The 24,020-nt window shown below is 72.4% G+C and carries 26 protein-coding genes; 14 read left to right on the top strand and 12 right to left on the bottom strand.

The features are described from left to right. Positions 1 to 20: 20 nt before the first annotated feature. Together PWG71_RS19165 and PWG71_RS19160 are read right to left on the bottom strand one after the other, a co-directional pair. The gene (locus tag PWG71_RS19165) at positions 21 to 485 is read right to left on the bottom strand and encodes a helix-turn-helix transcriptional regulator (protein ID WP_274811229.1); all 465 of its coding nucleotides are present in this window, start codon (positions 483 to 485) and stop codon (positions 21 to 23) included. A gap of 29 nt (positions 486 to 514) precedes the next feature. Beyond that, entirely contained in the window at positions 515 to 925 is a 411-nt protein-coding gene (locus PWG71_RS19160) for a VOC family protein (protein WP_274811227.1), read from the bottom strand. A 457-nt stretch (positions 926 to 1,382) separates the two neighbouring features. Here PWG71_RS19160 and PWG71_RS19155 point away from each other — a divergent pair, with 457 nt between their 5' ends. Then, positions 1,383 to 1,673: a hypothetical protein gene (locus tag PWG71_RS19155; protein WP_274811226.1), complete on the top strand. Its 291-nt coding sequence runs from the start codon at positions 1,383 to 1,385 to the stop codon at positions 1,671 to 1,673. A 90-nt stretch (positions 1,674 to 1,763) separates the two neighbouring features. On the opposite strand, the gene PWG71_RS19150 is transcribed toward PWG71_RS19155, so the two are convergent. The 8 genes from PWG71_RS19150 to PWG71_RS19115 form a co-directional block, all read right to left on the bottom strand. After that, complete coding sequence (locus tag PWG71_RS19150) at positions 1,764 to 3,419, bottom strand: choice-of-anchor I family protein (protein WP_274811224.1); 1,656 nt, start codon at positions 3,417 to 3,419, stop codon at positions 1,764 to 1,766. Between the two features lie 97 nt (positions 3,420 to 3,516). Next, positions 3,517 to 6,297, bottom strand: coding sequence for a DEAD/DEAH box helicase family protein (locus PWG71_RS19145; RefSeq protein WP_274811223.1), 2,781 nt, complete (start codon positions 6,295 to 6,297; stop codon positions 3,517 to 3,519). Between the two features lie 30 nt (positions 6,298 to 6,327). Next, the gene (locus PWG71_RS19140; protein WP_274811222.1) at positions 6,328 to 6,744 is read right to left on the bottom strand and encodes a hypothetical protein; all 417 of its coding nucleotides are present in this window, start codon (positions 6,742 to 6,744) and stop codon (positions 6,328 to 6,330) included. A 511-nt stretch (positions 6,745 to 7,255) separates the two neighbouring features. Continuing rightward, a complete protein-coding gene (locus tag PWG71_RS19135) occupies positions 7,256 to 8,176 on the bottom strand; it encodes a hypothetical protein (RefSeq protein WP_274811221.1) in 921 nt (306 codons plus the stop codon). Positions 8,177 to 8,493: 317 nt separating this feature from the next. Beyond that, on the bottom strand, positions 8,494 to 9,210 hold the full coding sequence (locus tag PWG71_RS19130; RefSeq protein WP_274811220.1) for a L,D-transpeptidase family protein: 717 nt from the start codon (positions 9,208 to 9,210) through the stop codon (positions 8,494 to 8,496). 128 nt (positions 9,211 to 9,338) lie between these two features. Next, a complete protein-coding gene (locus tag PWG71_RS19125) occupies positions 9,339 to 10,166 on the bottom strand; it encodes an amino acid-binding protein (RefSeq protein WP_274811219.1) in 828 nt (275 codons plus the stop codon). A gap of 116 nt (positions 10,167 to 10,282) precedes the next feature. Then, complete coding sequence (locus tag PWG71_RS19120; RefSeq protein ID WP_274811218.1) at positions 10,283 to 10,834, bottom strand: hypothetical protein; 552 nt, start codon at positions 10,832 to 10,834, stop codon at positions 10,283 to 10,285. Further along, positions 10,825 to 11,388 carry an RNA polymerase sigma factor gene (locus PWG71_RS19115; RefSeq protein ID WP_274811217.1) on the bottom strand — a complete coding sequence of 188 codons (564 nt, stop codon included), beginning with the start codon at positions 11,386 to 11,388 and terminating at the stop codon, positions 10,825 to 10,827. The genes PWG71_RS19120 and PWG71_RS19115 overlap by 10 nt, the downstream gene beginning before the upstream one ends. Positions 11,389 to 11,846: 458 nt before the next feature. Here PWG71_RS19115 and PWG71_RS19110 point away from each other — a divergent pair, with 458 nt between their 5' ends. The 9 genes from PWG71_RS19110 (at position 11,847) to PWG71_RS19070 (ending at position 17,605) form a co-directional block, all read left to right on the top strand. Then, positions 11,847 to 12,317, top strand: coding sequence for an Asp23/Gls24 family envelope stress response protein (locus tag PWG71_RS19110; protein ID WP_274811216.1), 471 nt, complete (start codon positions 11,847 to 11,849; stop codon positions 12,315 to 12,317). Positions 12,318 to 12,363: 46 nt separating this feature from the next. Continuing rightward, complete coding sequence (locus tag PWG71_RS19105; RefSeq protein ID WP_274811215.1) at positions 12,364 to 12,549, top strand: hypothetical protein; 186 nt, start codon at positions 12,364 to 12,366, stop codon at positions 12,547 to 12,549. Next, positions 12,546 to 12,917 (top strand): Asp23/Gls24 family envelope stress response protein, encoded by a 372-nt coding sequence (locus PWG71_RS19100; protein ID WP_274811213.1) that lies wholly within the window; start codon positions 12,546 to 12,548, stop codon positions 12,915 to 12,917. The genes PWG71_RS19105 and PWG71_RS19100 overlap by 4 nt, the downstream gene beginning before the upstream one ends. 17 nt (positions 12,918 to 12,934) lie before the next feature. Continuing rightward, entirely contained in the window at positions 12,935 to 13,519 is a 585-nt protein-coding gene (locus PWG71_RS19095; protein WP_274811212.1) for a DUF6286 domain-containing protein, read from the top strand. Between the two features lie 38 nt (positions 13,520 to 13,557). Continuing rightward, positions 13,558 to 14,163: a hypothetical protein gene (locus PWG71_RS19090; protein ID WP_274811210.1), complete on the top strand. Its 606-nt coding sequence runs from the start codon at positions 13,558 to 13,560 to the stop codon at positions 14,161 to 14,163. Positions 14,164 to 14,398: 235 nt separating this feature from the next. Further along, the gene (locus PWG71_RS19085) at positions 14,399 to 14,776 is read left to right on the top strand and encodes a hypothetical protein (protein ID WP_274811209.1); all 378 of its coding nucleotides are present in this window, start codon (positions 14,399 to 14,401) and stop codon (positions 14,774 to 14,776) included. A gap of 158 nt (positions 14,777 to 14,934) precedes the next feature. Beyond that, entirely contained in the window at positions 14,935 to 15,735 is an 801-nt protein-coding gene (locus PWG71_RS19080) for an ABC transporter permease (RefSeq protein WP_274811207.1), read from the top strand. Beyond that, a complete protein-coding gene (locus PWG71_RS19075; protein WP_446725053.1) occupies positions 15,728 to 16,597 on the top strand; it encodes an ABC transporter permease in 870 nt (289 codons plus the stop codon). Before PWG71_RS19080 ends, PWG71_RS19075 begins: the two co-directional genes overlap by 8 nt. A gap of 3 nt (positions 16,598 to 16,600) precedes the next feature. Continuing rightward, on the top strand, positions 16,601 to 17,605 hold the full coding sequence (locus PWG71_RS19070) for an ABC transporter ATP-binding protein (RefSeq protein ID WP_274811206.1): 1,005 nt from the start codon (positions 16,601 to 16,603) through the stop codon (positions 17,603 to 17,605). Between the two features lie 134 nt (positions 17,606 to 17,739). Here PWG71_RS19070 and PWG71_RS19065 read toward each other — a convergent pair whose 3' ends face one another. Both PWG71_RS19065 and PWG71_RS19060 read right to left on the bottom strand, forming a co-directional pair. Continuing rightward, positions 17,740 to 18,951: a sensor histidine kinase gene (locus tag PWG71_RS19065; RefSeq protein ID WP_274811204.1), complete on the bottom strand. Its 1,212-nt coding sequence runs from the start codon at positions 18,949 to 18,951 to the stop codon at positions 17,740 to 17,742. Continuing rightward, positions 18,948 to 19,622: a response regulator transcription factor gene (locus PWG71_RS19060; protein WP_274811203.1), complete on the bottom strand. Its 675-nt coding sequence runs from the start codon at positions 19,620 to 19,622 to the stop codon at positions 18,948 to 18,950. The genes PWG71_RS19065 and PWG71_RS19060 overlap by 4 nt, the downstream gene beginning before the upstream one ends. 179 nt (positions 19,623 to 19,801) lie before the next feature. On the opposite strand from PWG71_RS19060, the gene PWG71_RS19055 reads away from it, so the two are divergent. The 4 genes from PWG71_RS19055 to PWG71_RS19040 are packed head-to-tail and all read left to right on the top strand — an operon-like array spanning position 19,802 to position 23,476. After that, positions 19,802 to 20,281: a hypothetical protein gene (locus tag PWG71_RS19055; protein ID WP_274811201.1), complete on the top strand. Its 480-nt coding sequence runs from the start codon at positions 19,802 to 19,804 to the stop codon at positions 20,279 to 20,281. Further along, on the top strand, positions 20,278 to 21,408 hold the full coding sequence (locus tag PWG71_RS19050; protein ID WP_274811200.1) for a peptidoglycan-binding protein: 1,131 nt from the start codon (positions 20,278 to 20,280) through the stop codon (positions 21,406 to 21,408). The genes PWG71_RS19055 and PWG71_RS19050 overlap by 4 nt, the downstream gene beginning before the upstream one ends. Further along, positions 21,405 to 22,154 carry an ABC transporter ATP-binding protein gene (locus tag PWG71_RS19045; protein ID WP_274811198.1) on the top strand — a complete coding sequence of 250 codons (750 nt, stop codon included), beginning with the start codon at positions 21,405 to 21,407 and terminating at the stop codon, positions 22,152 to 22,154. The genes PWG71_RS19050 and PWG71_RS19045 overlap by 4 nt, the downstream gene beginning before the upstream one ends. After that, the gene (locus PWG71_RS19040) at positions 22,151 to 23,476 is read left to right on the top strand and encodes an ABC transporter permease (RefSeq protein WP_274811197.1); all 1,326 of its coding nucleotides are present in this window, start codon (positions 22,151 to 22,153) and stop codon (positions 23,474 to 23,476) included. The genes PWG71_RS19045 and PWG71_RS19040 overlap by 4 nt, the downstream gene beginning before the upstream one ends. Positions 23,477 to 24,020 lie beyond the last annotated feature (544 nt).

Here is a 24,020-nt window from a genome sequence, read left to right as displayed (position 1 = left end):
CGGGTCGGGCACCGCGTTCGTCAGACCGGCCGCGGTTCCGTCGCCGGCGCCCCCCGGTGCCGGACCGGCCGGGTGACCTGCTTCGCCACGCACTGCGGCAGGCCTTTCGCGTCGCCCGCCGTGGCGTTGCGGTAGGCGCCGGGGGACATGCCGAACAGTTCGGTGAACCTGGTGCCGAAGGTGCCCAGGGACGAGCAGCCGACCGTGAAGCAGACCTCGGTGACGCTGAGGTCGCCGCGTCGCAGCAGTGCCGCCGCGCGCTCGATGCGGCGCGTCATCAGGTACGAGTACGGGGACTCGCCGTACGCCTGCCGGAACCGTCGGCTGAGATGCCCGGCGGACACGTGCACCCCGCGGGCGAGCGTCTCGACGTTCAACGGCCGCGCGTACTCCCGGTCGATCCGGTCACGGACGCGGCGCATCAGGGCGAGGTCGTTCAGACGTTGCGCTTCGGCGCGGGCGCGGCCCCACGAGGGACGGCACATGAGAAGGCCCCTTTCCGCCGGTGCGCGGCTCAGCGCGTCTCCTGAACGCGGATGAGGTTGCCCGCGGGATCGCGGAAGGCGCAGTCGCGGATGCCGTACGGCTGCTCGGTCGGGTCCTGGACGATCTCGGCCCCCTGGGCCCGCACCTTGTCGAAGGTGACGTCGAGGTCCCGGGTCGCCAGCAGGATCCAGCCGTAGGTGCCCTTGGCCATCATCTCCGCGATGGTGCGGCGCTCGTCCTCGCTGATGCCGGGGTCGACCGCCGGGGGCGCCAAGAGGATCGACGTGTCGGGCCGGTCGACGGGGCCGACCGTGATCCAGCGCATTCGCCCCTGGCCGACGTCGTTGCGGACCTCGAAGCCGAGGACGTCGCGGTAGAAGACCAGGGACGCGTCCGGGTCGTCGTGCGGAAGGAAACTGGTGTGAATCGTCAGGTCCATGCCGACCAGACTAGGGCGACGTCCCGACGCGCGCTTCTCGATTCCTGATCGATCCCGGGCGCCTCTCCCTCCGCCCCGGGCGCCCTTGGCGGGCCTCCCACGGAAACGGATATCGAACCTGATTTCGGCACGAGGGGAACTCCCGCACCACCGTTGCCGGCGCGGGCATCACGCCCGCCGAACGGAAATGGCTTTCTTCTCCCTGTTCGCGTCTTCGATTCGCCGCAATGGGTATGTTCATTTCACGGACGCCCCGTTGTCCGCAGGGACGAGATGGCGGGTCATCCCACGACCGAGGACCGCTCCCCTGCGCCCGCTCCAGGGAGAACCCCCACCCCCGCCCCGGTGACACGCCCCCGGACCCGACACCCGCACGCAACGGGAGATGAGCCGTGAAAGGAATTCCGAGGCGGAGAGAACCAACGCCGTAGAACCTTCTCATCGAAAGGTTTCGACCGTGGATTGGATCCGTTTTCTCCAAGGCGTCGGCGAAGTCGCACAGGGCACGGCCTCCGTCATGGCCGTTCGTCGACTTCTCGATCTGGACGACAACACGGCGTTCGCCCGGATCGCCGACTTCGTCGAGAGCTCGGGGACGGCCGAGATCGACGCCTTCGACGGTGTCCTGCTCTCGACCGCGACGGGCGAGATCGATCTGCACGCCAGGGCCCGGCTGATCAAATTCTACGCGTTCTTCAAGATGCTGGAGTACATGAAGTTCAACCGATTCCGAGGGTTCCCCCACTGATCGGCCCGGACCGTCCTCCGGTCCGGCGGACCCTCCGCCGACCCGGGCCATCGGTCGTGTTCGGCACCGCCGATGGCCCGGGCCCGGAGATCAGGGGAGGTCGACGCGGAAGAGGGTGGTGGTGCCGGAGACCTCGTTGGCGACGGCGAGGAGGGGAACTCCCGGGAGCGGGGAGTCCTCGGCGGCGATGAAGGTCAGCCCCTCGGCGCCCAGGTCACCGGCCTCCGGGGTGCCCGGGGTCGCCGAGAAATCCCGGTTGTTGACGTAGTCGACGAAGGCGGCGCCCTCGGGGTCGGTGATGTCGTAGACCATCACGCCGCCGACGCGCTCCAGGCCGATGAAGGCGTAGGTGCGGCCGTCGATCACACCGAGGGTGACGCCCTCGGGCTCGGGACCCTTGTCGTCGCTGCGGGTCTCGAAGGTGTTCTCGGTGTGGTTGGAGTTGAAGAAGTCCGGGTTCGCCTCGGCCGTGATGCGCTCGAAGTCGGAACCCGAGTCGAAGACCACCTCGCCGTCGGTGGTGAAGATCGAGAAGGAGCGGCCGCCGAAGGCGTGGAGTTCGTCGTGGCAACCGTCCTCGGTGAGCCCTTCGGCCGCGGAGACCGTCAGGCGGCCGAGGTTCTCGTCGCGCCGGAGGTCGGCGAGGGTGAGGCCGTTCGCGTCGAGGTAGGGCCGCAAGCGCGGGGAGTCCTCGCAGAGTTCGAGGTTCTTGACGCGGACCCCCTCCGCGTAATCGCCCCATTCCCGGACGTCGCCCTCGTTGGCGGTGACCAGGAGGGTGCGGCCCTCGTGCCGGTAGGAGTCGAAGCCGTCGGGCTGGTACATCCCGTACACCGGGAGGTTCTCGATACGGATCGCGCCATCGCGGTCGGAGGCGTCGAGTCCGTTGCCCGGCTCCATGTGGTCCTTGAGGCCGAAGGGCACGATCTCGGTGACCTCGGCGGTGCGCAGGTCGATGACCGCGAACGCGTTGGCCTCCTGAAGGACCGCGTAGGCGCTGTGGGCGGTGTCCGCGACGATGTACTCGGGTTCGAGGTTGCGCGCGACCCGGCCCGGGGTGCCCGGCTCGCCGGTGGACAGGTCCGGACCGAACACGCGGACGCCCTCGGGGAGTTCACGGCCCTCGTCCCAGGCACGGAAGTCGGCGGTGCGCACGTCCCTCTGGGTGACGGAGGCCGGGCGGCGGTTCACCTTGATGACGCTGATGGAGCCCTCGGGGTCGACCGTGAAGTCGTCGTTCGGTTCGCCCTCGTTGGCGACGAGGAGGAGGCGGCCGTCCGGGGTGAAGGTGGCCATGTCCGGAAGGGCGCCGACCCGGACGGCGTTGAGGGCGTTGCCCCGGGTGTCGTAGAAGACCACCCAGCCGGGGTCGGTGCCCTCGGCGGCCTCCACGGCGACGGCGACCGTGTCGCCGTGGATCGCGACGGAGTTGGCGACCACGCCCTCCTCGACGACCGAGCCGTCGGCTGCCGGGATCCCCGGGGCGGCCAGGTCGAAGAGCTTCGTGGGGGCCGTGGGGTCGGAGACGTCGAGGACCTCCACGGTGGCGGCGAGGGCGTTGACCACGTACAGGCGCTGGTGGCGCGGGTCGTGGGCGACGATCTCGGCCGCGGACCGGTCGAAGGCGCCGGTGGCGTAGGTGCCGAGCGGGGACAGCGCGGTGCCGTCCGAGCGCTCGTCGGCGTGGGCCGCCGCTCCCGTGAGGGCGACGGTCAACGCCGTCGCGACCGCCGTGGTCTTGCGCATGGTGCTTCCTTCCGGGGGAACGGGCGCGAGCGCGCCCGGGCGGAAGCCAACCAGGCTCGCCCGAACGGCCGGTGTCGGCCGGGTGAAGCGGCGGGGATCAGGACCAGGTGAGGCGGTGGGCGGTGACGGCGTCCTCGATCGGCGAGGAACCGTAGTGGGCGGCCAGGATGGTGGCCCCCGGGTCGGTGTCGGTACGGATCACGGTGGTCGGTGCGATCCAGCGGGCCCAGGCGGGCTCGAAGGCGTCCCGGTGGAGCCGATTCCGGCTCAACAGGGCCGGGACCACGTGGTACACGACCGGGTTGGCGGGGAGGTCGTCGTCGAGGAGGGCGCGGGCGTTCTCCTCGGTGGGGGTGGGCGGCAGCGGCCGGGGGACCAGGTGGGTCGGCGTGCCGACGACGGGTCCGACGAGTTCCTCCAGGGCGATGGCGAACTCCTCCGCGGCGTCGGGGAGCGTGAAGCGGTAGACGCCGTCGGTGTCGATGTGGACGCGCACCCCGGCCGCGCCGGTCGTGGACCGACCCGTCCCCTGAAGGGCGTCGGCGACGACGCAGGCGTAGCGGATCGCGTCGTCGGGCGTGGCCGCGTCGGCGAGCAGTTCCCGTGCGTGGCGCAGGCGCGCCGCGGCGTGGGCCCGGAACGCGATGGGGACGAGGGCCACGGCGATCACCGCCGCGATCAGGCTCCAGGGGGCGAGCAGTCCGAGCACGAGGGAGAGGGTGGTGATGATCCCCAGGAGGATGACGATGTCCGGGAACGACTTCGGCGGCGGGTCCGAGGGGGACGCACCCGACAGGGACACGCCCCGCTCGGCGGGCAGGACCCGGGGAGGGTCGGGTAGGGCGACGTCCACGCCGCGGACGGTGACCGGGCGGGGGCGGCGGACCCGCAGAGTGGGCAGGAGGGCGTCCTCGTAGGGTTCGCCGATGCGCCAGCGCGCGCGGGTGAGGTCGCGGCGACCGACCCGGGCGAGCATGCGCAGGTTGACCGCGTCGAGGTCGTCCGGCGGGGTGTAGGGCGAGAGCGACGGGTCGACGTGCGCGATACCGCTCATCACCTCGCCGTCGGCGTCCACCCCCAGGTAGCCCTGGTGTTTGCGGACGAACCGCTCCCAGTCGGCGTCCCCGCGCGGATGATCCCGGCTGACGCAGACGACCGTCCACGTGTGCGCGGTCTTGTCCGGCCAGGTCGGGTCCAGGCGCAGGGCCCTCCCCCGGCTCTGCACGACGGCGGTGGGGGTGGTGGCGGTGGTGAGGTCGACGACGGTGTTCACGCCCCGCGCGTCCCAACCCTCGCCGAGCAGGGCGCGGGTGCCCACCAGGATCCGGCCGCCACCGGATTCGAAGAACCGGGTGACCACGGCGACCCGGGTGCGGGACGACCAGGAGCCCTCGATGTCGCACAGGCCGTCGGGTCGGTCGACGGCGACGAGTCCGGCGTCCGGGAGTTCGGCGCGGATCGATTCCAGGAACACCATGGCCGTGTCGGGCGCCATCGCCACGGTGCGACCGGTGAGCAGGATCGGGTCCAGGTGCCCGGTACGGGGGTCGCCGACCAGGGTGGAGAGCTGGAGGCGGGCCGACCCGGCGTCGGCGTCGAGGATGCCGAGCAGTGCGGCGGGCGGGCGGGAGGACGCGCGTTCGTGGTCGCACAGGACGAGGGCGCGCAGGCGGTCCCCCAGGGCGGTGTGCTCGGCGGCGAGGATCTCGACGGTGGCGTGGGCCTTGGAATCGCTGCGGGCCAGCACCCGGTCCACCGGGGACGCGCCGCGCCGGACACCGTTGCGGGTGAGGTGGTGGCCGACGGCGGGCAGGGCGGCGCGCAGGCGGTCGCGGGCCGCGCGGTCGTGGGCGGAACCGGGGTCCAGGCAGCGCCGGGCGTAGTCGTCGATGACGGCGATCCAGTCGGCGGCGGTGGGCGGCCGGCGGTGTTCCTCAAGGGGTCGGGCGCCCTCGGGGAGGGCGCACAGTCCGATGTGGTGCAGGCGCAGGACGGCGGCGGCCAGATCGGGTTCGGCGGCGGCGATCCGCGACCAGGGCAGGCGACCGCCCTCGGCCATGTCCCGGTGGACGAACCGGGCGTCGATCCAGGGCAGCAGGTCGGTGGTGGCGAAGCCCGGGGTGAGCAGTTCGTCGCACATCCGGGCGAACCGTTCGCCCTGTTCCTTGAGGTAGACGAGTTCGGTGTGCGTGGGTTCGGTGAGGTAGGCGAGTTCGGCGAAGGGGGCGAGGTAGCCGTCCCGCACCAGGGCGGGGATGGAGGCGCCCGTGACGGGTTCGCCGAAGAGTCGGTCCACCAGCGTCCGCTCGGCGGTGGTGAGGTTCGTGGCCGGGGTCCCGGTCAGACCGATGACGCGGGCGTCGGGCAGCTCGTCGAGGATCTCGGAGAGGAGCCGACCCCACACCTGGAGCAGGTGGTGGCACTCGTCGAGCAGGACGGTGAGGGGGCCGGCGTCGTGCAGGGCGGCGACGAGGGCCCGCCCGTTGGGGTGCAGTCGATCGCGGACGGGGGCGGTCCCGCGCCCTTCCTCATCGTTCTCGGCCTCGGGGTCGAACACCGCCAGGGACTGGTACGTGAGGACGTTGACGTGGTGCGCGAGGTCGCGGTCGGCGCCGGCGGTGCGGTCGTCGTCCGGACACAGGGCGGACCATTGGCGGATCCACTGCCCCTGGATGGCGGTGTTGGGCACGAGGACGACGGTCCGGCGGCCGAGCCGGCGGGCGGCCTCCAGGCCGACGAGGGTCTTGCCCGCACCCGGTGGGAGCACGATCCAGGTGCGCCGGTGGCCGTTCGACCAGCGGTCCTGGACCGCCGTCAACGCGGCGCGCTGATAGGGCCGGAGTATCCCGGCCGGATGATCCGCCTGGGGTGAGGACACCCGTCCACGGTAGCGAGGAGGGGCCCGAGGTCAATCGGCGGACAGGCGCAACCGCTGCCAGGCGGCGACCCAGCGCCGCCGTTCGGCCTCGTCCTCCCCGGCGCAGGCGGTGACGAACGCCATCAGGAACACGTACCTGGGCAGTCGGTCCCCTTCGAGGACCTGCCGGAAGGTGGTGTGCTTGACCGCTCCGCCGCACAGGTACTCCAGCTCCCGGTAGGACCAGTCGCCGGCCCACACCACGTAGCGGCGCATGGTGAGCAGGAATCCGGCGGCGGTGCGGGCGTGCAGGGGGTTGGGGCGGTGTTCGTAGCCGTCGATGTCGCGCAGCGGGCGGGAGCGCTCGACGGGGGTGACCACCGGGGTGGACAGCAGCCGATCCAGCCATCCGGTGCCGTTGAGGGCGCGGTTCGGGCCGGTCGGTTCAAGGACGCCCGTGGGGGTCACGCCGTCTCCTTTTCCGGTTCTCGCTTCAAGGAAGGTGGTCAATCGTTCTTCCGGGTATGGGGTGCCGAAGGGCGCGTATGAGCAGTGGGGTGCGAAGAGAACACCGAGCCGAGTGGGGACGTTGTGGAGTAACCCCGACTGTTCGGTTACCGGGAAATCTACCGGATGAACACGACAGGCGAAAGCGCCTGTGGCGTGGGCATCCCGGCGTTCTCCGCCACACGGTGGTGTGACGCGCGAAGGGCGCCCCAGGGTTCTCTGAATTTTTCAGGAGAAATCCATTGAATGTGATCTGAATCCACTGGAAAAACGTCGCCAATGATCAATGCCCATGACATGCGTCCCACCTGGTGACGGTGCGTGTGGATCATGATCACCGCGCAGAGAGAAATCCGAATACCCCTTTTTCGGCCACCCGAAAATGGGGTTCAAAGGTCCCGACTTCCCGGTTCCCGCCCTCCGCCTCGGCACGGGGACACGCTCTCGCCGACGCGCGTGCTTCGTCACCTCGTTAGCGCACGAGGGCTTCCGGCTCCCAGAACACGACGGTGGCGTCGTCCCGGACCTTGCCCCGGGGGTGGGAACCCCCTTCGGGGTCGGCCGCCTCCAGGGTGCGCACCCGCTCGATCAACGCCCTCGGCCCCTTGTCCGAAACCAAGGAGAAGGCCTGTCCCCAATCCAGGTCCCCGAACACCTCGACCGCCCGGGTGGCCCCGTCGGTCATCAGGGCGAAGGGGCCGGCCGCGGCCGTTCCGGTGAGGGCCTCGTCGGCAGCCCGGGGATCGGAGCCGGCCGTCCAGAATCCGCCCGGCACACCGCGCAGCGCGCGGATCGCCCCGGCGGGCTCGCCACGGCGGAGCAGGTCGGCGCGGAGGGCGTCCAGCCGGGTGTCGGCGACCAGGCCGACCCCGTCCACCGCCACGGGAGCGCCGGTGTTCGGGCCGGTCGCCGCGGTCGACCGGCCCGCGGGGCGGCCGTCTCCCCTCGGGTGACCCGCCGGATGTGGGTCGCCGTGGCGCCCATCGGCGCGAAGGGCCTTGCCGGTGCGGTCCACGGGGCGGGGGTCGGCGACCAGCAGTACCGAATCCGACAGCACCAGGTACTCCAGGCCCTCACCGGTCATGCGGGCGGCCACCACCGTCGCCGAGGGGGTGTCCCGGTGCGCGATGTCGCAGGTGTCGGTGTGCAGGGCGGTGACCGCCGTGATCGCCTCGGCCAGCGCGGAGCGCAGTGGTCCGCCGGTGTCGATGCCCGCCAGCAGCAGGGCGCCGAGCCTTCGGACGTACCAGGCCACCCCGTGGGAGCAGCCGCCGTCGCCGTCGAGCGGCCCGCTCACCCCGTCCAGCACCACCGCGCAGCGCGCGGTCACCGCCGCGAAGTCCTCGTTGGGCCGGTCGACGTGACCGGGCTCGGTGGCGATCAGGAAAGGCATACGGGTCCCCTTCGCGCCGGTCGGCCTCTCCGCCCGGCCGTGCTCTCTCCTTCCCCGGGGTCGCGTCCGGTCACCCGACCGACGGCCACGCGTCACCGCACCCGGTCACCGCACCTGCTCCGAGAGCGGCTCCCGCCCCCCGTGGTTCGAGGCCGGGGCGTTCCGGAGGGCACGGCCGGACGTGGGGAACCGGGTCGATCGTGCCCGGCCGCCCCCGGGGCGCGGTCCGGTACGGCCCGAACGCCACCGCCCGCCGGGGGCGACCGGCGCCCGGGGGCATCACCCCGGACACCGGAGACCCGCGGTTCCCGGCGCGATCAGCGAACGACGATCGTGGTGCCCACCGCGATGTGCCCCTCCTCGCGGAGCCAGTCCATCGCGGACAGGCTCACTCGGGCGCATCCGTGCGAGGCCGGTTGCGCCGGCACGCTCGGGTAGCCGTGGACGGCGATGCCGCCGTTGAAGTACATGGGGGCGTACAGGGCCCCGTAGGGACCCGGATCCCAGCCGGCGACCTGCCGGAACACCGTGTAGGCGCCGGTGGGGGTGACCGCGATCCGCTCCGAGCCGTCGGCGCCCTGGTAGGGCCTTCCGGACCCGGTGGAGGTGTTGAGCGCGTACTCCACCTCGCCGTCGGAGACGACCAGGAGCAGCTGGCGCTCCAGGTCGATCTCCAGCACGTCGCCGGAGGTACTGGAGGCCGATGGTCGGATCCCGTCGGCCAGCGCGGCCCGGGTGTCCGGGCCGACCACACCGTCACGGTCGATGCCGGCCGCCTTCTGGAGGGCGACCACCGCCTGCGCGGTGTGGTGTCCGAACCGGCCGTCCGCCCCGTCGAGCCAGTACCCGAGGCCGAGAAGACGCTCTTGCAGTTCGGTGACGGCCGGCCCGGAGGCGCCGTTGCGGAGTTCGCGGGCGTCGGCGTGGGCGGGCGGGGCGAGCAGGAGCACGCCCAGCAGGACGGTGAGCAGGATCGCGAGGGTCGATCGCGGATGTCGGAGGGACGGGACGGAGGGTGTTCGGGGGGTAGCCATACGTCTCTTTTACCCTCCTGCGGCGAATCATGGGGGATTTTCCACAGCCTGTGGACGAAAGCACACGGACCGGGATCCGATCCCGTGGGTCGGCCCGGCTCCCCGGGGTCCGCCCCCGGGGAGTCGGGTCACGACCGTTCGCTGCGGTCGCGCAGGGTGGCGGCGACCTGGACGAGCGCTCGGCAGCGGGCGAACTCCACCGAGGTGAACGGCACCCCGGAACGGCGGACGACCAACACCCGGCCGTCAGGGGCGGACAGGGTCATGACGGCCCCGGCCAGGTCCTCGCGGCCCAGGCCCGGGGGCGGCCCGTCGACGGCGTCCACCCGCTCGGCCGTCGCCAGTGAGATGAGCGAGTTCTCCAGAGTCGTGTTCCCACCGACGAGCGCTCCGACCAGCGCCAGCGTGCGACTCGTGGTGTCGCTGAGTTCGTGCGGGTCGGCGGTGCGCACGATGGCGTCGCGACCACCCGCCTCCCGGACCACCGCGTGCAGGGCGTGCGCCCCGACGTGGACGGGCGCGCTGACGAAGAACTCGTCGACCGCATCGGTGCCGGCGGGGTGGACGTGCATGAGTCGGATGTCTATGCCCAGCACGGCGAATCCGGCGGTGAGCGCCGCGAGTCCGCCGGGCACGTCGGCGACGGTGACCCGCACGCTCCACAGTCGGTCGCCGGTCGGGTCGGCCGGGACGATCGGCCGGTGCGACGCGATCGGGGGCCGGGGCGGGGTGGCGGAACGACGGTGCCGGTGCCAGCGGTGCAGGATCGAGACCACGATGAGCAGGACGCCCACCGCGATCAGGGCGCGGACCCCGCCGTCGCTGTGCCCGAGGGAGAGCACCACCATGTGCGCCGCCCCGGCGGCGAGCAGCAGGACCCCCATGTCGAGGGCCTCCCTGCCGAGGAAGCCGGTGCGTCGGTCGTCGGTCCCGTGGTGGCCTTCGGAAAAGTCCATGGGTCCGACGATGCCGAGTCGACGTTGCGCCCGTGCTCCGGCGCGTGACGGAACGGTAACGGCGAGGTGTGAGTCCGGTCACCGAACATGGGCCCGAGCCCGGGCCGAGGGCCCGCTCAGCCGGGCTCGACGAGTCCGGTGACGTCGATGTCGATCCTCGGGACGGCCAGGCGCAGGCGCTCCTCCAGGAGGGCGCGCACGGTGCGGCGCAGGCGCTCGGCCGCCTCCACGATGGGCGTTCCGACGACCACCAGCACGGTCAGCGACACCACGAGCCCGTCCGGGGTCCGCCTCACCCGACAGCGGCCGACGAGGACGTCGGGGACGTCGCGGGCGGAGAGGCGCACCAGGGTGGCGACGGCCGACTCGCGGATCTCGGTGGTCCCCGGCCCGGCGCCGCCCAGCGTGAGCGTGCGGGTGTTCCTGCGCTCGCTTCGGACGATGCGCATCACGTCGTCGACGAGGCCGACGGGGGCGGTGGTCTCCTCATCCGGCGGTTCGCGCAGGACGGAGATCAACGGCTCCAGGTCCCGGGCCGCCGAACGGCAGTGGGCGCAGCCGGCCTCATGGTCCGTGGTCCGACCGGCCATCAGGTGCCGCGCCAGCGCGTCCTCGCCGTTCCCGCAGGGCAGGAGGTCGTCGTTGTCGTCGGGCGGTTCTAACGCCATGGTGCAAGCGCCTTCACGAGATGGGCGCGAGCGCGGTGGATGCGCCCGCGCACGGCGGTCGGGGTCGCGTCGACGACTTCGGCTATCTCTTCATATCCCCATCCTTCCATCTCACGGAGAACCCAACAGGTGCGCTGTGAGGGGGGCAGACCGGACAGGGCCCGGGACAGGGCCTCGCGGAGGTCGCCGGCCAGGACCTCGGCGTCGGGCTCACGGCCCGGAAGGTCCGGTGCGCTCTCCTCGTCGATGGGATCGGTGTCGGCGCGGGCGCGCAGCACGTTGAGCGCCCTCCGACCGGCGATACGACGCAGCCAGGCGCCGAACCCGGCGGGTTCCCTCAGGGTGGGGAGCTTGCGCCACGCCGTGATGAGCGCTTCCTGTGCCGCGTCCCGCGCGTCTCCGGGTTCCCTCAGAATGCGCAGGGTGATCCGGTAGACGGTGTCCTGGTGCCGGCGCAGGAGGATCTCGAACGCGCTGTCGTCACCGTCCTGAGCCCGTTCCACCAGGACCGGTTCGGGGAGGGCGGTGTCCGGGACGAACGACGGCGCGGTCACCTCGTGACGCTCACCTGACAAGGGCCACCCACTCCGAGTATGCGTTCAGTTACCTTGAGTATCCATCCATGACCCGAACAAACGTGACGTGGATCACGGAAAGAGCGCCGTGAGCCCACCGGCTCCAGCCGTGTCCTCCCTCATGACGGCGCCGGAACGACCGACGCCACGACGGGAGGGGCGGGACGTGGGAGGGACCGGGATGTTCCTTGCGCGCGAGGCGGCAGGGTCGCGCACGACCTCCGAGACCGCGAAGAGGGGACCCGCAGACCGATCGGGTGACGTCGCCACCCTCCACGACGGCCCGACCGCCGGCCCTCGGCGCACGGTCACGGTCACGGGCGAGGCGACGCGCTTCCCCTCTGGTCGGGACACGTCCCCTCCGAAGGCGGGATCCGGGACCGTCCGGCGCTGAGACACCGTCACCGACGCATCAGGACGAGGAAGAGGAGAGGCCCATGGCCGCGAAGAACCCGCAGGAGAACGACACCGCCGGCACCGAGCTGCGCCGGGTGGACTCGGCCCGCGCCGAGTCCGCCCAGGGCCGTACCGTGATCGCCGACCACGTGGTCGCCAAGATCGCGGGCATGGCCGCGCGCCAGATCCGGGGCGTCCACCACATGGGCGGCAACACCGCCCGTGCCTTCGACGCCGTGCGCGAGCGCATTCCCGGCTCGACCTCGACGTCCACCGCCGCCCGGGGGGTCTCGGTCGAGGTGGGAGAGCGCCAGGCGGCCGTCGACATCAACCTGATCGTCGAGTACGGGGCCGTCATCCCCGACCTGGCCACCGAGGTCCGACGCAACGTGGTCTCGGCCGTGGAGCGCATGACCGGGCTGGAGGTCACCGAGGTGAACGTGACCGTCGACGACATCCGCCTGCCCGGCGAGGGCGAGGAGACCTCCGGGGGCGAGCCCCGTGTGCGGTGACGGGGGCGTCGTGCACTTCGGAGCGACCGACCGGGAATGAGGAGTCATGTGGCCGATCGTCGGACTCGCCTTCGGCGTCGTACTGGGACTGACCGCTGCGTTCGGGGGTTTCTGGGCCCTCCTGCTGGTCCTGTCGTTCGGAATCGCCGGGTTCCTCGGCGGTAGGGCGTACGCGGGCGAGGTGGACCTCGCGGCGCTGTTCACCGCGAAGGGGCGGGGTGGTCTCCGATGAGTCCGCCCATCGCCGGGTTCCGGGACGGGAGCGTGGAACCCGGCGGCCCCGGCAGGACCGTGGTCGCCGACCGGGTGATCGAGCGCCTGGTCCGCCACGCGTCCCTCGAACACGAGGCGGTGCGCCCGTTGGAGACGCCGCTGCCCGGCGGGATCGGCGGGGCCCCGGTCCGCGTGGAGGTGCGCAGGGGCGGCTCCCGGGTCTCCCTGCGCGTGGAGGTCGCGATGGCCTACCCATGCCCGCTTGAGGAGACGGCGGACGGATTGCGCCGCCACATCGTCGCCACGGTGGAGCGGACGACCGGTCTGTCGGTCCACACGACCGACATCCGGATCGTGCGGTTCGTCCTCGCCCCACGCCTGCGTTGAGACACGGAAGGTCTTCCATGGGATCCACGATGAACGCCGACGACGCCGCGCGACGCACCGCCCTGAGAATGCTGAGACCGCAGCGGATCGGCACCGCCTCGATCTGCGCCTCGGCTCTGGTCCTCGGCGGCGGCGCCACCCTCGTGATCGCCGTTCTCGGTGTCGTCGATCCGGATCATCCGTTGGTCCGGGGCTTCTCTGACGTCGTGACGGGTTCCTCGGCCCTCGGTTCGGCGGCCCCGGCGAGCGCGGCCGTCGCCGCGGTGGTCGCCGGGGCCGCCTTGATCACGTGGGCGGTCGTACCCGGATCGCGGGGGCCCGTCGCGCTGCGGACCGACGACCCGTCGATCGTGCTCGGTCTGACCCGTAGGGGCGCCGCTCGCCTGTTGACGGAGGAGGTGCTGGGCGTGGACGGCGTGAGCGACGCACGGGTCCGGGTCGGGCGCCGACGCGTCCGGATACGGGTCTCCACCCATCTTCGCGGGGACGGAGGACCGCTGCGCGAGCGGGTGGAGGCGTCGGTGCGCGGGCGATGTGAGGGACTGGGCGTGCTCACCCCTCCTCGGGTGAGCACGCGCGTACGAGAGGTGGGATCGACATGACGACGACAGCGGCGCGACCGGCACGGACGCGGGAGCGTGTGGAAGACGGAAGGGCCCGGCCCGGCGCGCGGCGGTTTCGCGGGGCACGCCGCAGGTCCCGCCTGAACCGTTCGCTGTCGTTCCTCCTGGGAGCGGCCCTGATCGGGTCGGGCGCCCTGGGGGCGGTCGCGACCGGGGCCGTCGTCCCGGTCCCGGTCGCCCTCCCGGCGGGGCCGCCCCTTCCCGAAGTCCCCCACGAGTGGATCCCTCACGTCGTCATCGTCGCGGCGCTCGTCAGCACGGTGCTCGGCGCCTGGTGGCTGTCGGCGCAACGGGACGCCGACCGGCTGCACCGGATCGTGCGGGGGCGGGACACGGCGTCGGGTTCCACGGTGCTCTCGGGCCGCGCGCTGGCGGACGCGGTGGCGGACACCGTCGCGCGATCGCCCGGGGTGCTCAGGGCCCGAGCGCGCCTCAACGGCGCGGGGCACGCGCCACGCCTGTACGTGGAGGCGACCGTGACCGGGGACGTCGACGTCCGGTCGTTCCTGCGCGCCTGCGAGGAGACGGTGATCGAGGCGTTGCGCGTGTCCCTCGGCGTGCCGGAGGTGCCCGCGATCATCGTCGTCACCGTGGCGGACGGGGTCCGGACGCGCGTGCGGTGAGGGGCTCTCCGGACCGGGCGGGGTGTCCGGTGGCGGCGTTCGGCGCCGTGCGCGCAACCCCTCCGCAACGTTCGTCCTGCTAGGAGTGAACGTAAAATCACCGTCCGCGGGAGATTTCTTTCCCAGGAACGGGAAAGTGAACTACATCACATAGATCAGGGCGTGAGTTGATCAAGCCCGAGCGTGTCCTACGGACCGACGGCAAAGACCGCGTGACCGATACCGGGAGGTCCACATGAGAGTCCCTGCCGGGCTCACCTCGACGGGCGTGACGACCACCGCGAAAGAAGAGGGATCCGAGAACGGCGACGAGAAGACGGTGCTGATGCGTCCGCCCTCGTCCGCCACGACCATCGGCGTGTTCGTCGCCGTGGGCGTCCTGACCGGATTCATCGCCGTCCTCGGAGTGGTGCTCCTGGCCCGCCCCGAGTCCATCACCCTGCTCAGCGGTTTCGGCCCCGTGTCGGCATGGGCCATGCCCGCCACCGCCGTCGCCTCGGCGCTGGGCCTGACCTTCCTGATCTCCGCCGTCATCGCGGACCATCGCGCGGAGGACGACCTCCGCCGCTCCCATCGCGACGCCGAAGGAACACGGAACCCCATGGTCCTCTGATCCGAATCGGCCTCGCCCCGTACCCCACCGTGCTATGTTCGCCCTTTGCGGCGACCCGGACCTGAGCCCCTTCGCGCGTCAGGGACGTGCCGGACACACCGTGCCCCACGGGCACGACCGTTCCCACCTGCACGTCTCTCATCAGGGAGTCCCTTCCCGTGCGCGTCTATCCGGCCGTGTACATCAGAGGGCTGCGCCGATATTCCACCTATCGCGCCGCCACGATCGCCGGCATCCTCACCAACTCCGTCTTCGGCTGCATCAACGCCGCCGTCCTGATCGCCCTGTTCTCGGTCCGCCCCGAGATCAACGGCTACGACATGGGCGACGCCGTCACCCAGGTGTTCGTCTGCCAGGCCCTGATCGCCACGGTCGCGGTCATGGGTCCCCCGCTCGACCTGGGCGAGCGCGTCCGCACCGGTGCCGTCGGCGTCGACCTGCTGCGCCCGGTGTCCCTGATGGGCTGGTGGTTGGCCGAGGATCTCGGCCGGGCCACGTTCAGCCTGGTCTTTCGCGGCACGCCCACCTTTCTCGTCGGAACGGTCCTGTTCGACCTGGTCCTACCGAAGACGCTCGGGCACTGGGCGTTGGTCCTGGTCTCCTGCGCCCTGGCCGCGGTCATCGGGTTCGCCCTGCGCTACCTGTACGAACTCGCCGGTTTCTGGATCCTGGACACCCGGGGCATCTGGGCGATCGTCGGCATGCTCGGCCCGGTGGCCGCCGGGATGCTGCTCCCGCTCGCCCTCTACCCGCCGGCGGTGTCCGGGGTGCTGCGCGCCCTGCCCTGGGCGTCGACGATCCAGATCCCCGCCGAGATCCTCCTGGGCAAGGAGAGCCTGCCCGGCGGGAGCATCGCGGGCGGGCTGGCCCTTCAGGCCGGTTGGGCGCTCGGGCTGTTGCTGCTCGGAGCCTGGATCACCTCCGTCGCCACGCGGAAGGTGGTGGTCCAGGGTGGCTGACACCTTCGCGCGCCCGGGACCCCGCCCGGCTCCCCGGTGGGGCCGACCCGTCGAGCGCCTGTCGCGTCCGATCCGCGTCTACCTCCTCCTGGCCTGGACCTGGAGCCGGGCACTGGCCCAGTACCCGGCCTCCCTGCTGTTGATGACCCTCGGAACGTCGTTGGGCGCGATCGCCGAGGTCTTCGCGGTGTTCGTCGTGTTCCGGCACGCCGGCGCCCTCGACGGCTTCTCCCTGGCCGAAGGCCTGCTCATCGCGGGCCTGGCCAGCCTGATGTTCGCCACCGCCGACATGCTCATGGGCATGGTGGAGGGCCTGGGGCAGCACATCCGCACCGGAAGCCTCGACGTCATGCTCGTGCGCCCGGTCTCCCCGCTGATCCAGATCATCACCGACCGGTTCGCGCTGCGCCGACTGGGCCGGGTGATCCCGGCGGGCGTGATCACCGGCATCGCCCTCCACCACTGCGACATCGACTGGACCCTCGGCAAGATCCTGTTCCTGCCCGTCCTGCTGGTGTCGGGGGTGGCGATCGCCGCCGCGATCTGGCTGGCCGGCTCCTGTCTCCAGTTCTTCGTCATCGACGCCCGCGAGGCCGCCAACTCGGTGACCTACGGCGGGCAGGCCCTCACCGAGTACCCGCTGTCCATCTACGGCAAGGGCGTCGTGACCGCGGTGACCTTCGCCGTCCCCCTGGCCTTCGTGGGCTGGCAGCCCGTCCTGTACCTGCTGGACCGGCCGGACCCGACCGGGCTGCCCGAGTCCCTGCGTTTCGCGTCGCCCTTCGTCGCCGTCCTCGCCTGTACCGCCGCCGCCCTGTTGTGGCGGCTGGGACTGCGCCGCTACCGATCCACCGGGAGTTGACCGATGACCTCGACGCACACCCCCGAGACCGTCATCGAGGCGGTCGGGCTGGGTCGTGACTTCGTCCTGTCCGAAGGCCCCCTGTTCCGCCGCCGCAGGCGCACCGTGTCCGCCGTGCGCGACATCGACCTCACCGTCCGGTCCGGCGAGATCGTCGGCTACCTGGGTCCCAACGGGGCCGGCAAGAGCAGCACCATGAAGATGCTGACCGGCATCCTCACCCCCACCACCGGGCACCTGCGGGTGCTGGGCGTGGAACCGTCGCGGGAGCGCACCCGGTTGGCCGCCCGGATCGGGGTGGTGTTCGGCCAGCGCACCACCCTGTGGTGGGACCTGCCGTTGCGGGACAGCCTGGAACTGACCCGGCACATGTACCGGGTCCCGGCCGCCGACCACGCCCGGCGCCTGGCCGAACTCACCGAGCTGCTGGAACTGGGACCGTTCCTGGGCACACCGGTGCGCCAGCTCAGCCTGGGGCAGCGGATGCGCGGTGACCTCACCGCCGCCCTGCTGCACGGTCCCCGCCTGCTGGTACTCGACGAACCCACCATCGGTCTGGACGTGGTGAGCAAGTCGACGATCCGGGAGTTCCTCCTGCGGGCGAACGCGGAGGAGGGCACGACGATCCTGCTCACCACCCACGACCTGGGTGACGTGGAACGCCTGTGCCACCGGGTCGTGGTGATCGACAAGGGCTCGATGGCCTACGACGGCGACCTGGCCGGTCTGCGCGCGACCGTGCCCGTCCCCCGGGTCCTGGTGGTGGACCTGACCGCACCCGCGCCCGCCCTGCACGTGGAGGGCGCCCGGTGCGTGCGGGTGGAGGGGCCCCGTCAGTGGCTGGAGTTGGCGGACAACCCGACGGCGGTGATCGGGCGGGTCGCCGCCGAGCACGAGATCGCCGACCTGACCGTGCAGGAACCGGACATCGAGGGTGTGGTGGCGTCCCTGTACCGGGGGGCCGCGGCCGGGGAGCCCTCCCCCTCCCCCTCCCCCTCCCCCTCCTGAACCCCGTCTCCGGCTCGACCCGTCCGAGGGCTTTCGTTGGCGGGGCCCGGAGATCGCACCGCGGCCCCGGGTGACGAAACCACCGGGGACGGCGTTCGCGTTTTCGTTGCGTTGTCGCGTCACCCGAGAATTCGTCACCGCCCGTGTTCGTCGGGCGCGACGGGGAACCCGATCGTGACGGTCAGTCCGCCCTCGGGGCGCGGCAGCGCCGACACCGTGCCGCCGTGCGCCTCGGCGATCGACCGGACGATGGACAACCCCAGACCGCTGCCCGAACGACTCCGATGCAGGCGGGCGTCGTCGCCCCGGTGGAAGGGCTCGAACAGCACGTCGGCGTCGCGGACCCTCGGCCCGGTGTTGACGACCCGCAGCACGGCCCGGTCGGCCGTCGTGCCCACCTCCACCCGGACCCACCCGCCGTCGACGTTGTAACGGACGGCGTTGTCGACCAGGTTGCGGACCAGGTGCGCCACCAGGACCGGTTCACCGGTCACCTCGGCGGGCTCGACCCTCAGCCTCAGGTCGACGTCCGCGGCCTCGGCGGCACCGGTGTGGAGGGCGACCGCGTCGCCGGCGGCCTCGGCCAGGCTCACCGCCCCGGTCCCGGCGAGGCCCCGATCGGAGCGGGCGAGCAGGAGCAGACCCGTGATGAGCTCCTCGCTGCGCCCCACCGAGTCGAGCGCCCGCTCGAAGGTCGGCCGCAGGTCCTCGGGCACCCGACCCTGGGCCAGGGGGACTTCGAGGGCGGTGCGCTGAACGGCCAGCGGCGTGCGCAGCTCGTGCGAGGCGTTGGCGACGAACCGGCGCCGGCCGTCGAAGGCCCGTTCCAGGCGGGCGAGCATGTCGTCGAAGGTGTCCCCCAGTTCGCGGAACTCGTCGTCGGGGCCGGTGAGCGCCAGTCGGCTGTGCAGGTCGTGTTCGGAGAGGGTGCGGGCGGCCTCGGTGACCCGGTGCAGGCGCCGCATCGGGCGTCCCGCGATGAGCCATCCGGCCAGGGCGGCCAGGACCGTGACCCCGCACAGGACCAGGGCGGAGTCGAGGAGCATGTCCGAGAGCACGGCGGAACGGTAGGCGTCGACCAGGCCTTGGACCGCCTCCTGCGTCCTCTCCGCCTCCGTCCTCTCGATGGAAAGGGCCGGCCGTGCCGGAACGTCGAGTGTCGAAGAAGGGTCGTCGACCCGGGCCGCCACCGCCACCCCCTCGACGGTCGTGGCCAGGCCCGTTCCCCGGCTCTCCAGGCTGGCCGAGACGATCCCGTAGTTCACCGCCAGCAGTGCGGCCCCGCCGAGCAGGAAGACCGCCGTGTAGACGAGGGCGAGCCGGGTGCGCAGGGTGAGCCCGTTCACTCCGGGCCCCCGGCCCGGATCCGGTACCCCTGACCGGGGACCGTCTCGATCACCGGCGGACCGCCGAGTTTGCGCCGCAGGCCGTGCACCACCACCTTCAGCACCCCGCTGAACGGGTCGAGGTGGGCGTCCCACACCTTCTCGATGAGGTGGACGGCCGACAGCGGGGCGCCGTCGGCCCGCAGCAGCTCCTCCAGGACCCCGAGCTCCTTGGGCGACAGGGACACCTCCCGCCCGTCCCGGAACGCGACGCGGCGCACGGTGTCCACCTCCACCCCGGCCCGACCCAACAACGGCGGCGCGGCCGGGCGGGACCGCCGCCCCAACGCCCGCACCCGGGCCACCAGCTCCGTGTAGGCGAAGGGTTTGGCCAGGTAGTCGTCGGCGCCCAGGTCGAGTCCGGCCACCCGGTCGTCCACTCCCCCGGAGGCCGTGAGCATGAGCACCCGGGCGTGCACGTCGGGGTCGGCCACCAGCCGGCGGCACACCAGGTCGCCGTGCAGGACGGGCAGGTCCCGGTCCAGGACGATCACGTCGTAGTCGTGGACGGTGGCCGTCTCCCAGCCGGTCCCGCCGTCGTGGCACACGTCGACGGCCATCCCCTCCCCCCTCAGCCCTTCGGCGACGGTCTCCGCCAACGACGGTTCGTCCTCCACCACCAGAACCCGCACGGTGCTCCCCCTTCGGACGCCCGACGACACCCCTGGCCGGCGAGTATGCACTCCTCCGGTTAGAACGCGGTTATGACCGCCCCTAACCGGCGGCTAACCGCGCCCCCGATGACATGTGCTCCGACCGCGAGGCGAACGGCGCCGGTCCGACCGGCGCCCGGAATCGGAGGACGAACGACATGCGCGCATCGACCGTGTACGCCCTGGGGGCGGTCATGGCCGGCCTGCTGCTCACCGGCTGCGGGCCCCTCGGCGGAGAGGGAGACGACGAGGCCTCCGGGACGCGGGAGCCGACCATGGAGGAGGCGATGGTGGACTTCGCCGCCTGCATGCGCGAGAACGGCTACGACATGCCCGACCCCGAGGGGGAGGGCATGGTCCACCTGCCCGCCGCCGGCCCCGACGACGAAGAGCTCATGGCCGCCATGGAGACCTGTGAGAACCTGCTGCCCGTCGACGAGAACGCCCCCTCCGAGGAGGAGATGTTCGAGGAGAACCTGCGGATGGCCGAGTGCATGCGCGAGAACGGCTACGACATGCCCGATCCCGAACGGGGGATGGGCCTGGCCGTCCCGGTGGACCCGGACGACGACGAGGGCATGGCGGCCCTCACCCGGTGCTCGGAGACCGCGCGGGGCGAGGGGAACGGCGACTCGTGAGCACCGTGATCACCCCCGAGGAACCCGGAACCGTGGGGGGACCGCGCCGCCGGTGGCGCGGTCTGGGATGGCTGATCGCCGCGTTGGCGGCGCTGATCGCGCTGGGGGTCGTGGCCGCCCTCACCGTGTGGGGGCCGCCGACCTCCTCCGACGGGGAACCGGACCCGAGGCCGGAGGCCACCGCGACCGTCGAACGCACCACCCTGGAACGGCGTGAGTCACTGGACGGCGCACTCGGTCACCCGGCGGCCGGTTCCTTCTTCGCCCGCTCCGAAGGGGTGCTGACCCGGCTGCCCGAGGTGGGCACCGAACTGTCCGCGGGCGACCGGGCCTGGGAGATCGACGGCCGGCCCACCGTCCTGCTCCGCGGGGACGCCCCTACCCACCGGGTGCTCGAACCCGGGGTCGAGGGGCCCGACGTGCGGCGGTTCGAGCAGGCGCTGGCCGAACTCGGGTACGGCGGGTTCACCGTGGACGACGAGTACACCCTGCTCACCGCCGAGGCGGTGCGGAACTGGCAGCGGAACACCGAGGGCATGGAGGTCACCGGCACGGTCGACCCCGCGCGGATCTGGTACACGTCGGGGCCGGTGCGGGTGACCGGGCACGAGACCTCCGTGGGCGCGAACATCGCCCCCGGCACCGCCCTGCTCGACACCGCCGCCACCGAGCGCGTGGTGCGGATCGACCTGGACGTGGACGACCGAGACCTCGTGGCCGAGGGCGATGAGGTCTCCGTGGAGATGCCCGGCGGCGACCTCGTGACCGGCGAGGTCGCCTCCGTCGGCACCGTGGCGAACACCGAGGAGGGCACGGAGGACGGCACGCCCGGTGCCGAGGAGGGGGCCACCGTGGAGGTGCTGGTCCGGCTGCCCGACGACGTCGCGGGGTTCCTCGATCGGGCCCCGGTGACCGTGGAGGTACGAGGAGAGGCGCGCGAGGACGTGCTCGCCGCGCCCGTGGGCGCGCTGATCGCGCTCTCCGGCGGAGGGTACGGGCTTTCCGTCGTGGCCGCCGACGGCACCGTGCGCGATGTCCCGGTGGAGACCGGCTGGTTCTCCGACGGGCTGGTGGAGGTCTCCGGCGACGGCGTCGCCGAGGGCACGGAAGTGGTGATCCCGGGATGAGCGTCCGCGAGGAGAGCGGTGGGCGGGAGGGATTCCGGGAGACCGTTCCCGCCGTCGAGTTCGTCGGGGTCTCACGGGTCCACCCGGGCGGGGTCCGTGCCCTGGACGGGGTGGACCTGCGTGTGGAGCGCGGCGAGATGGTGGCGATCGTCGGGCCGTCGGGGTCGGGCAAGTCGACCGTGCTCAACCTGGTCGGCACCCTGGACGCGCCCACCGAGGGGACGGTGCGGGTGTTCGGCCACGACGTGGGGGCGCTGGACGACGGCGCGCTGTCGGCACTGCGCGCCCGTTCCCTGGGATTCGTGTTCCAGCGGTTCCACCTGGCCCCCAACGTGCGGGCCGTGGACGACGTCGCCGACGGCCTGCTCTACACGGGATCGCCGGCGCGAGTGCGAAGGACACGGGCCGTGGAGGCGCTGACGCGGGTGGGACTGGCCGACCGGATCGACCACCGGCCGCACGAGCTGTCCGGCGGTCAACGGCAGCGGGTGGCGATCGCCCGCGCGGTGGTCGGTGCTCCGGCGCTGCTGCTCGCCGACGAGCCGACCGGCGCGCTGGACACGGCGTCGGGGGCGGCGGTGATGGACCTGCTCCACGAGCTGCACCGGGACGGGGTCACCGTCCTCGTCATCACCCACGACCGGGAGTCGGCGGCGCTGGCGCCCCGCCGGGTGGAGGTGCGGGACGGGCGGGTCGTCGCCGACTCCGCGACCGTGTCCGTCTCCGCTCGCGAGGGGCGCTCATGATCGGCCGTGGCAAGGGGGAGGGGCGGACGGCCCGACGCGGGGGCGCGAAGGACCACGGGACCCGACCCGGAAACGAGGACCGGACGGCCCCGCGTGGGCGCCGAGGGAGCCGGTCGGCCGGGCGTGACCGGCTCCGGCCGGCCCGACTGTCCCCGCTCGACCACCTGCGCACCGGGGCGAGCGGGCTGCGCGCCCGCCCCACCCGGGTGGTGTTGTCGGCGCTGGGCATCGCCATCGGCATCGCCGCGATGGTGTCCGTGGTCGGCATCTCGGCTTCCGGCCGGGCCGACCTGGAGGCGACGCTCGCCCGGCTGGGCACCGACCTGATCACGGTGGCGCCGGGGAGCACGCTGTTCGGCGGGAACGCGACGCTGCCGGAGGAGGCGCGCGGCCGGATCGACCGCATGCCCGAGGTGGAGCGCACCGCCCGGGTGGAGTCCGTGGGCGGGGCGAACGTGTACCGCAGCGACCTGGTCCCCAAGGCGGAGTCGGGCGGTATCGGCGTGTACGGCGTCGACGTGGACCTTCTGGACACCCTGCGCGCCGAGACGGCGCTGGGCGAGTGGTTCAACGGGGCGACCGCGGACCACCCGGCGGTGGTGCTGGGCGCGTCGGCGGCCGAGCGCCTGGGCGTCACCCGGATCACCCCGGACACGCTGGTGCTGATCGGTGACGTGTACTTCGCCGTGGTGGGCGTGCTGGAGCCGGTGGAACTGGCTCCGGAACTCGACAACGCCGCGCTGGTCGGCCAAGGGGCCGCCGAGGAGCTGTTGGGCGCCACCGGCGACGCGTCCATGGTCTACGTGCGCGTGGACCCGGAGCGGATCTCCGAGGTCCGGGAGCTCATCGGCCGCAACGCCAACCCGGAGCGGCCGAACGAGGTCGAGGTGTCGCGGCCCTCGGACGCCCTGGCGGCCGGACAGGCCGCCGACCGGACCCTCCAAGGCCTGCTGCTGGGGCTCGGCGGGGTGGCCCTGCTGGTCGGCGGGGTCGGGGTGGCCAACACCATGGTCATCTCGGTGCTGGAGCGGCGCGGGGAGATCGGACTGCGCCGGGCCCTGGGGGCGACCCGCGGGGCGATCCGGGTCCAGTTCCTGGTGGAGGCGATGGCGCTGTCCCTGTTGGGCGGGGTGTTCGGCGTGGCACTGGGCGCGGTGGTGACCCTGGTGTTCGCGCTGGTGCGCGGGTGGCCGTTCGCCCTGCCCTGGTGGGCGGGGGTGGGCGCCGTGGCCGCGACCGTGGCGATCGGCGCGGTGGCCGGGCTGCTGCCCGCCCTGCGCGCCGCGGCCCAGCACCCCATCGGGGCGTTGAGCGCGGACTGAACGCGGGACGGCCCCGGGCCGTCGCCCCCTCGTCCGGGGGCGGGAACGTTCCACGGGTCGACCGGGACACCGCCGGTGCGGTACCCGCGTTGGCCGAGGATCTTCGTCCGCCACAGGGCGACGGCCCGGTCGCCGACGACCGGCTCGGGCACCACTCGCATCAGGTCGGTCTCGAAGCGCCGGGTGTCCTCCACCGGGCGGTTCCACGCGGCGATGAGCAGGCTGTGCCGAGCGGTCACCCCGGCGCACGGGCGCACCTCGCCCATGGCGATGACGCGCTGGGCGGCCTCGCTGATGGCATCCCCTCCCAGAGGATGGCGACGACGGGCCGCTCCGACAGGGGCCGGGCCGCCTCGCGGCGGGCCCGCGCCTGCTCGGGTTCCAAGGCGTGTTCCGCGGATACTCACCCTGCCGCGCGACGCCCCGGTACGGCTCTCGCGACGGGCGGCATCCACGGAACACGCCCTAGTGGTGGACCCCGGGCGGGACCGATGGCGGTGGACGCGCGGGGCGGACGCGATCCGATGTTTCACGTGAAACCCCG

This window comes from Nocardiopsis sp. N85 (assembly GCF_028882275.1).
Lineage (GTDB): Bacteria > Actinomycetota > Actinomycetes > Streptosporangiales > Streptosporangiaceae > Nocardiopsis > Nocardiopsis lambiniae.
Note: the sequence above shows the minus strand (reverse complement) of the source record. Positions and strands in the feature narration are given on the sequence as shown.

Excerpts from the sequence above, each read along its gene's own strand:
- PWG71_RS19165 (WP_274811229.1), bottom strand. The coding sequence starts at position 485 with ATGTGCCGTCCCTCGTGGGGCCGCGCCCGCGCCGAAGCGCAACGTCTG.
- PWG71_RS19160 (WP_274811227.1), bottom strand. The coding sequence starts at position 925 with ATGGACCTGACGATTCACACCAGTTTCCTTCCGCACGACGACCCGGAC.
- PWG71_RS19150 (WP_274811224.1), bottom strand. The coding sequence starts at position 3,419 with ATGCGCAAGACCACGGCGGTCGCGACGGCGTTGACCGTCGCCCTCACG.
- PWG71_RS19135 (WP_274811221.1), bottom strand. The coding sequence starts at position 8,176 with ATGCCTTTCCTGATCGCCACCGAGCCCGGTCACGTCGACCGGCCCAAC.
- PWG71_RS19130 (WP_274811220.1), bottom strand. The coding sequence starts at position 9,210 with ATGGCTACCCCCCGAACACCCTCCGTCCCGTCCCTCCGACATCCGCGA.
- PWG71_RS19125 (WP_274811219.1), bottom strand. The coding sequence starts at position 10,166 with ATGGACTTTTCCGAAGGCCACCACGGGACCGACGACCGACGCACCGGC.
- PWG71_RS19120 (WP_274811218.1), bottom strand. The coding sequence starts at position 10,834 with ATGGCGTTAGAACCGCCCGACGACAACGACGACCTCCTGCCCTGCGGG.
- PWG71_RS19110 (WP_274811216.1), top strand. The coding sequence starts at position 11,847 with ATGGCCGCGAAGAACCCGCAGGAGAACGACACCGCCGGCACCGAGCTG.
- PWG71_RS19105 (WP_274811215.1), top strand. The coding sequence starts at position 12,364 with ATGTGGCCGATCGTCGGACTCGCCTTCGGCGTCGTACTGGGACTGACC.
- PWG71_RS19100 (WP_274811213.1), top strand. The coding sequence starts at position 12,546 with ATGAGTCCGCCCATCGCCGGGTTCCGGGACGGGAGCGTGGAACCCGGC.
- PWG71_RS19095 (WP_274811212.1), top strand. The coding sequence starts at position 12,935 with ATGGGATCCACGATGAACGCCGACGACGCCGCGCGACGCACCGCCCTG.
- PWG71_RS19085 (WP_274811209.1), top strand. The coding sequence starts at position 14,399 with ATGAGAGTCCCTGCCGGGCTCACCTCGACGGGCGTGACGACCACCGCG.
- PWG71_RS19070 (WP_274811206.1), top strand. The coding sequence starts at position 16,601 with ATGACCTCGACGCACACCCCCGAGACCGTCATCGAGGCGGTCGGGCTG.
- PWG71_RS19055 (WP_274811201.1), top strand. The coding sequence starts at position 19,802 with ATGCGCGCATCGACCGTGTACGCCCTGGGGGCGGTCATGGCCGGCCTG.
- PWG71_RS19045 (WP_274811198.1), top strand. The coding sequence starts at position 21,405 with ATGAGCGTCCGCGAGGAGAGCGGTGGGCGGGAGGGATTCCGGGAGACC.
- PWG71_RS19040 (WP_274811197.1), top strand. The coding sequence starts at position 22,151 with ATGATCGGCCGTGGCAAGGGGGAGGGGCGGACGGCCCGACGCGGGGGC.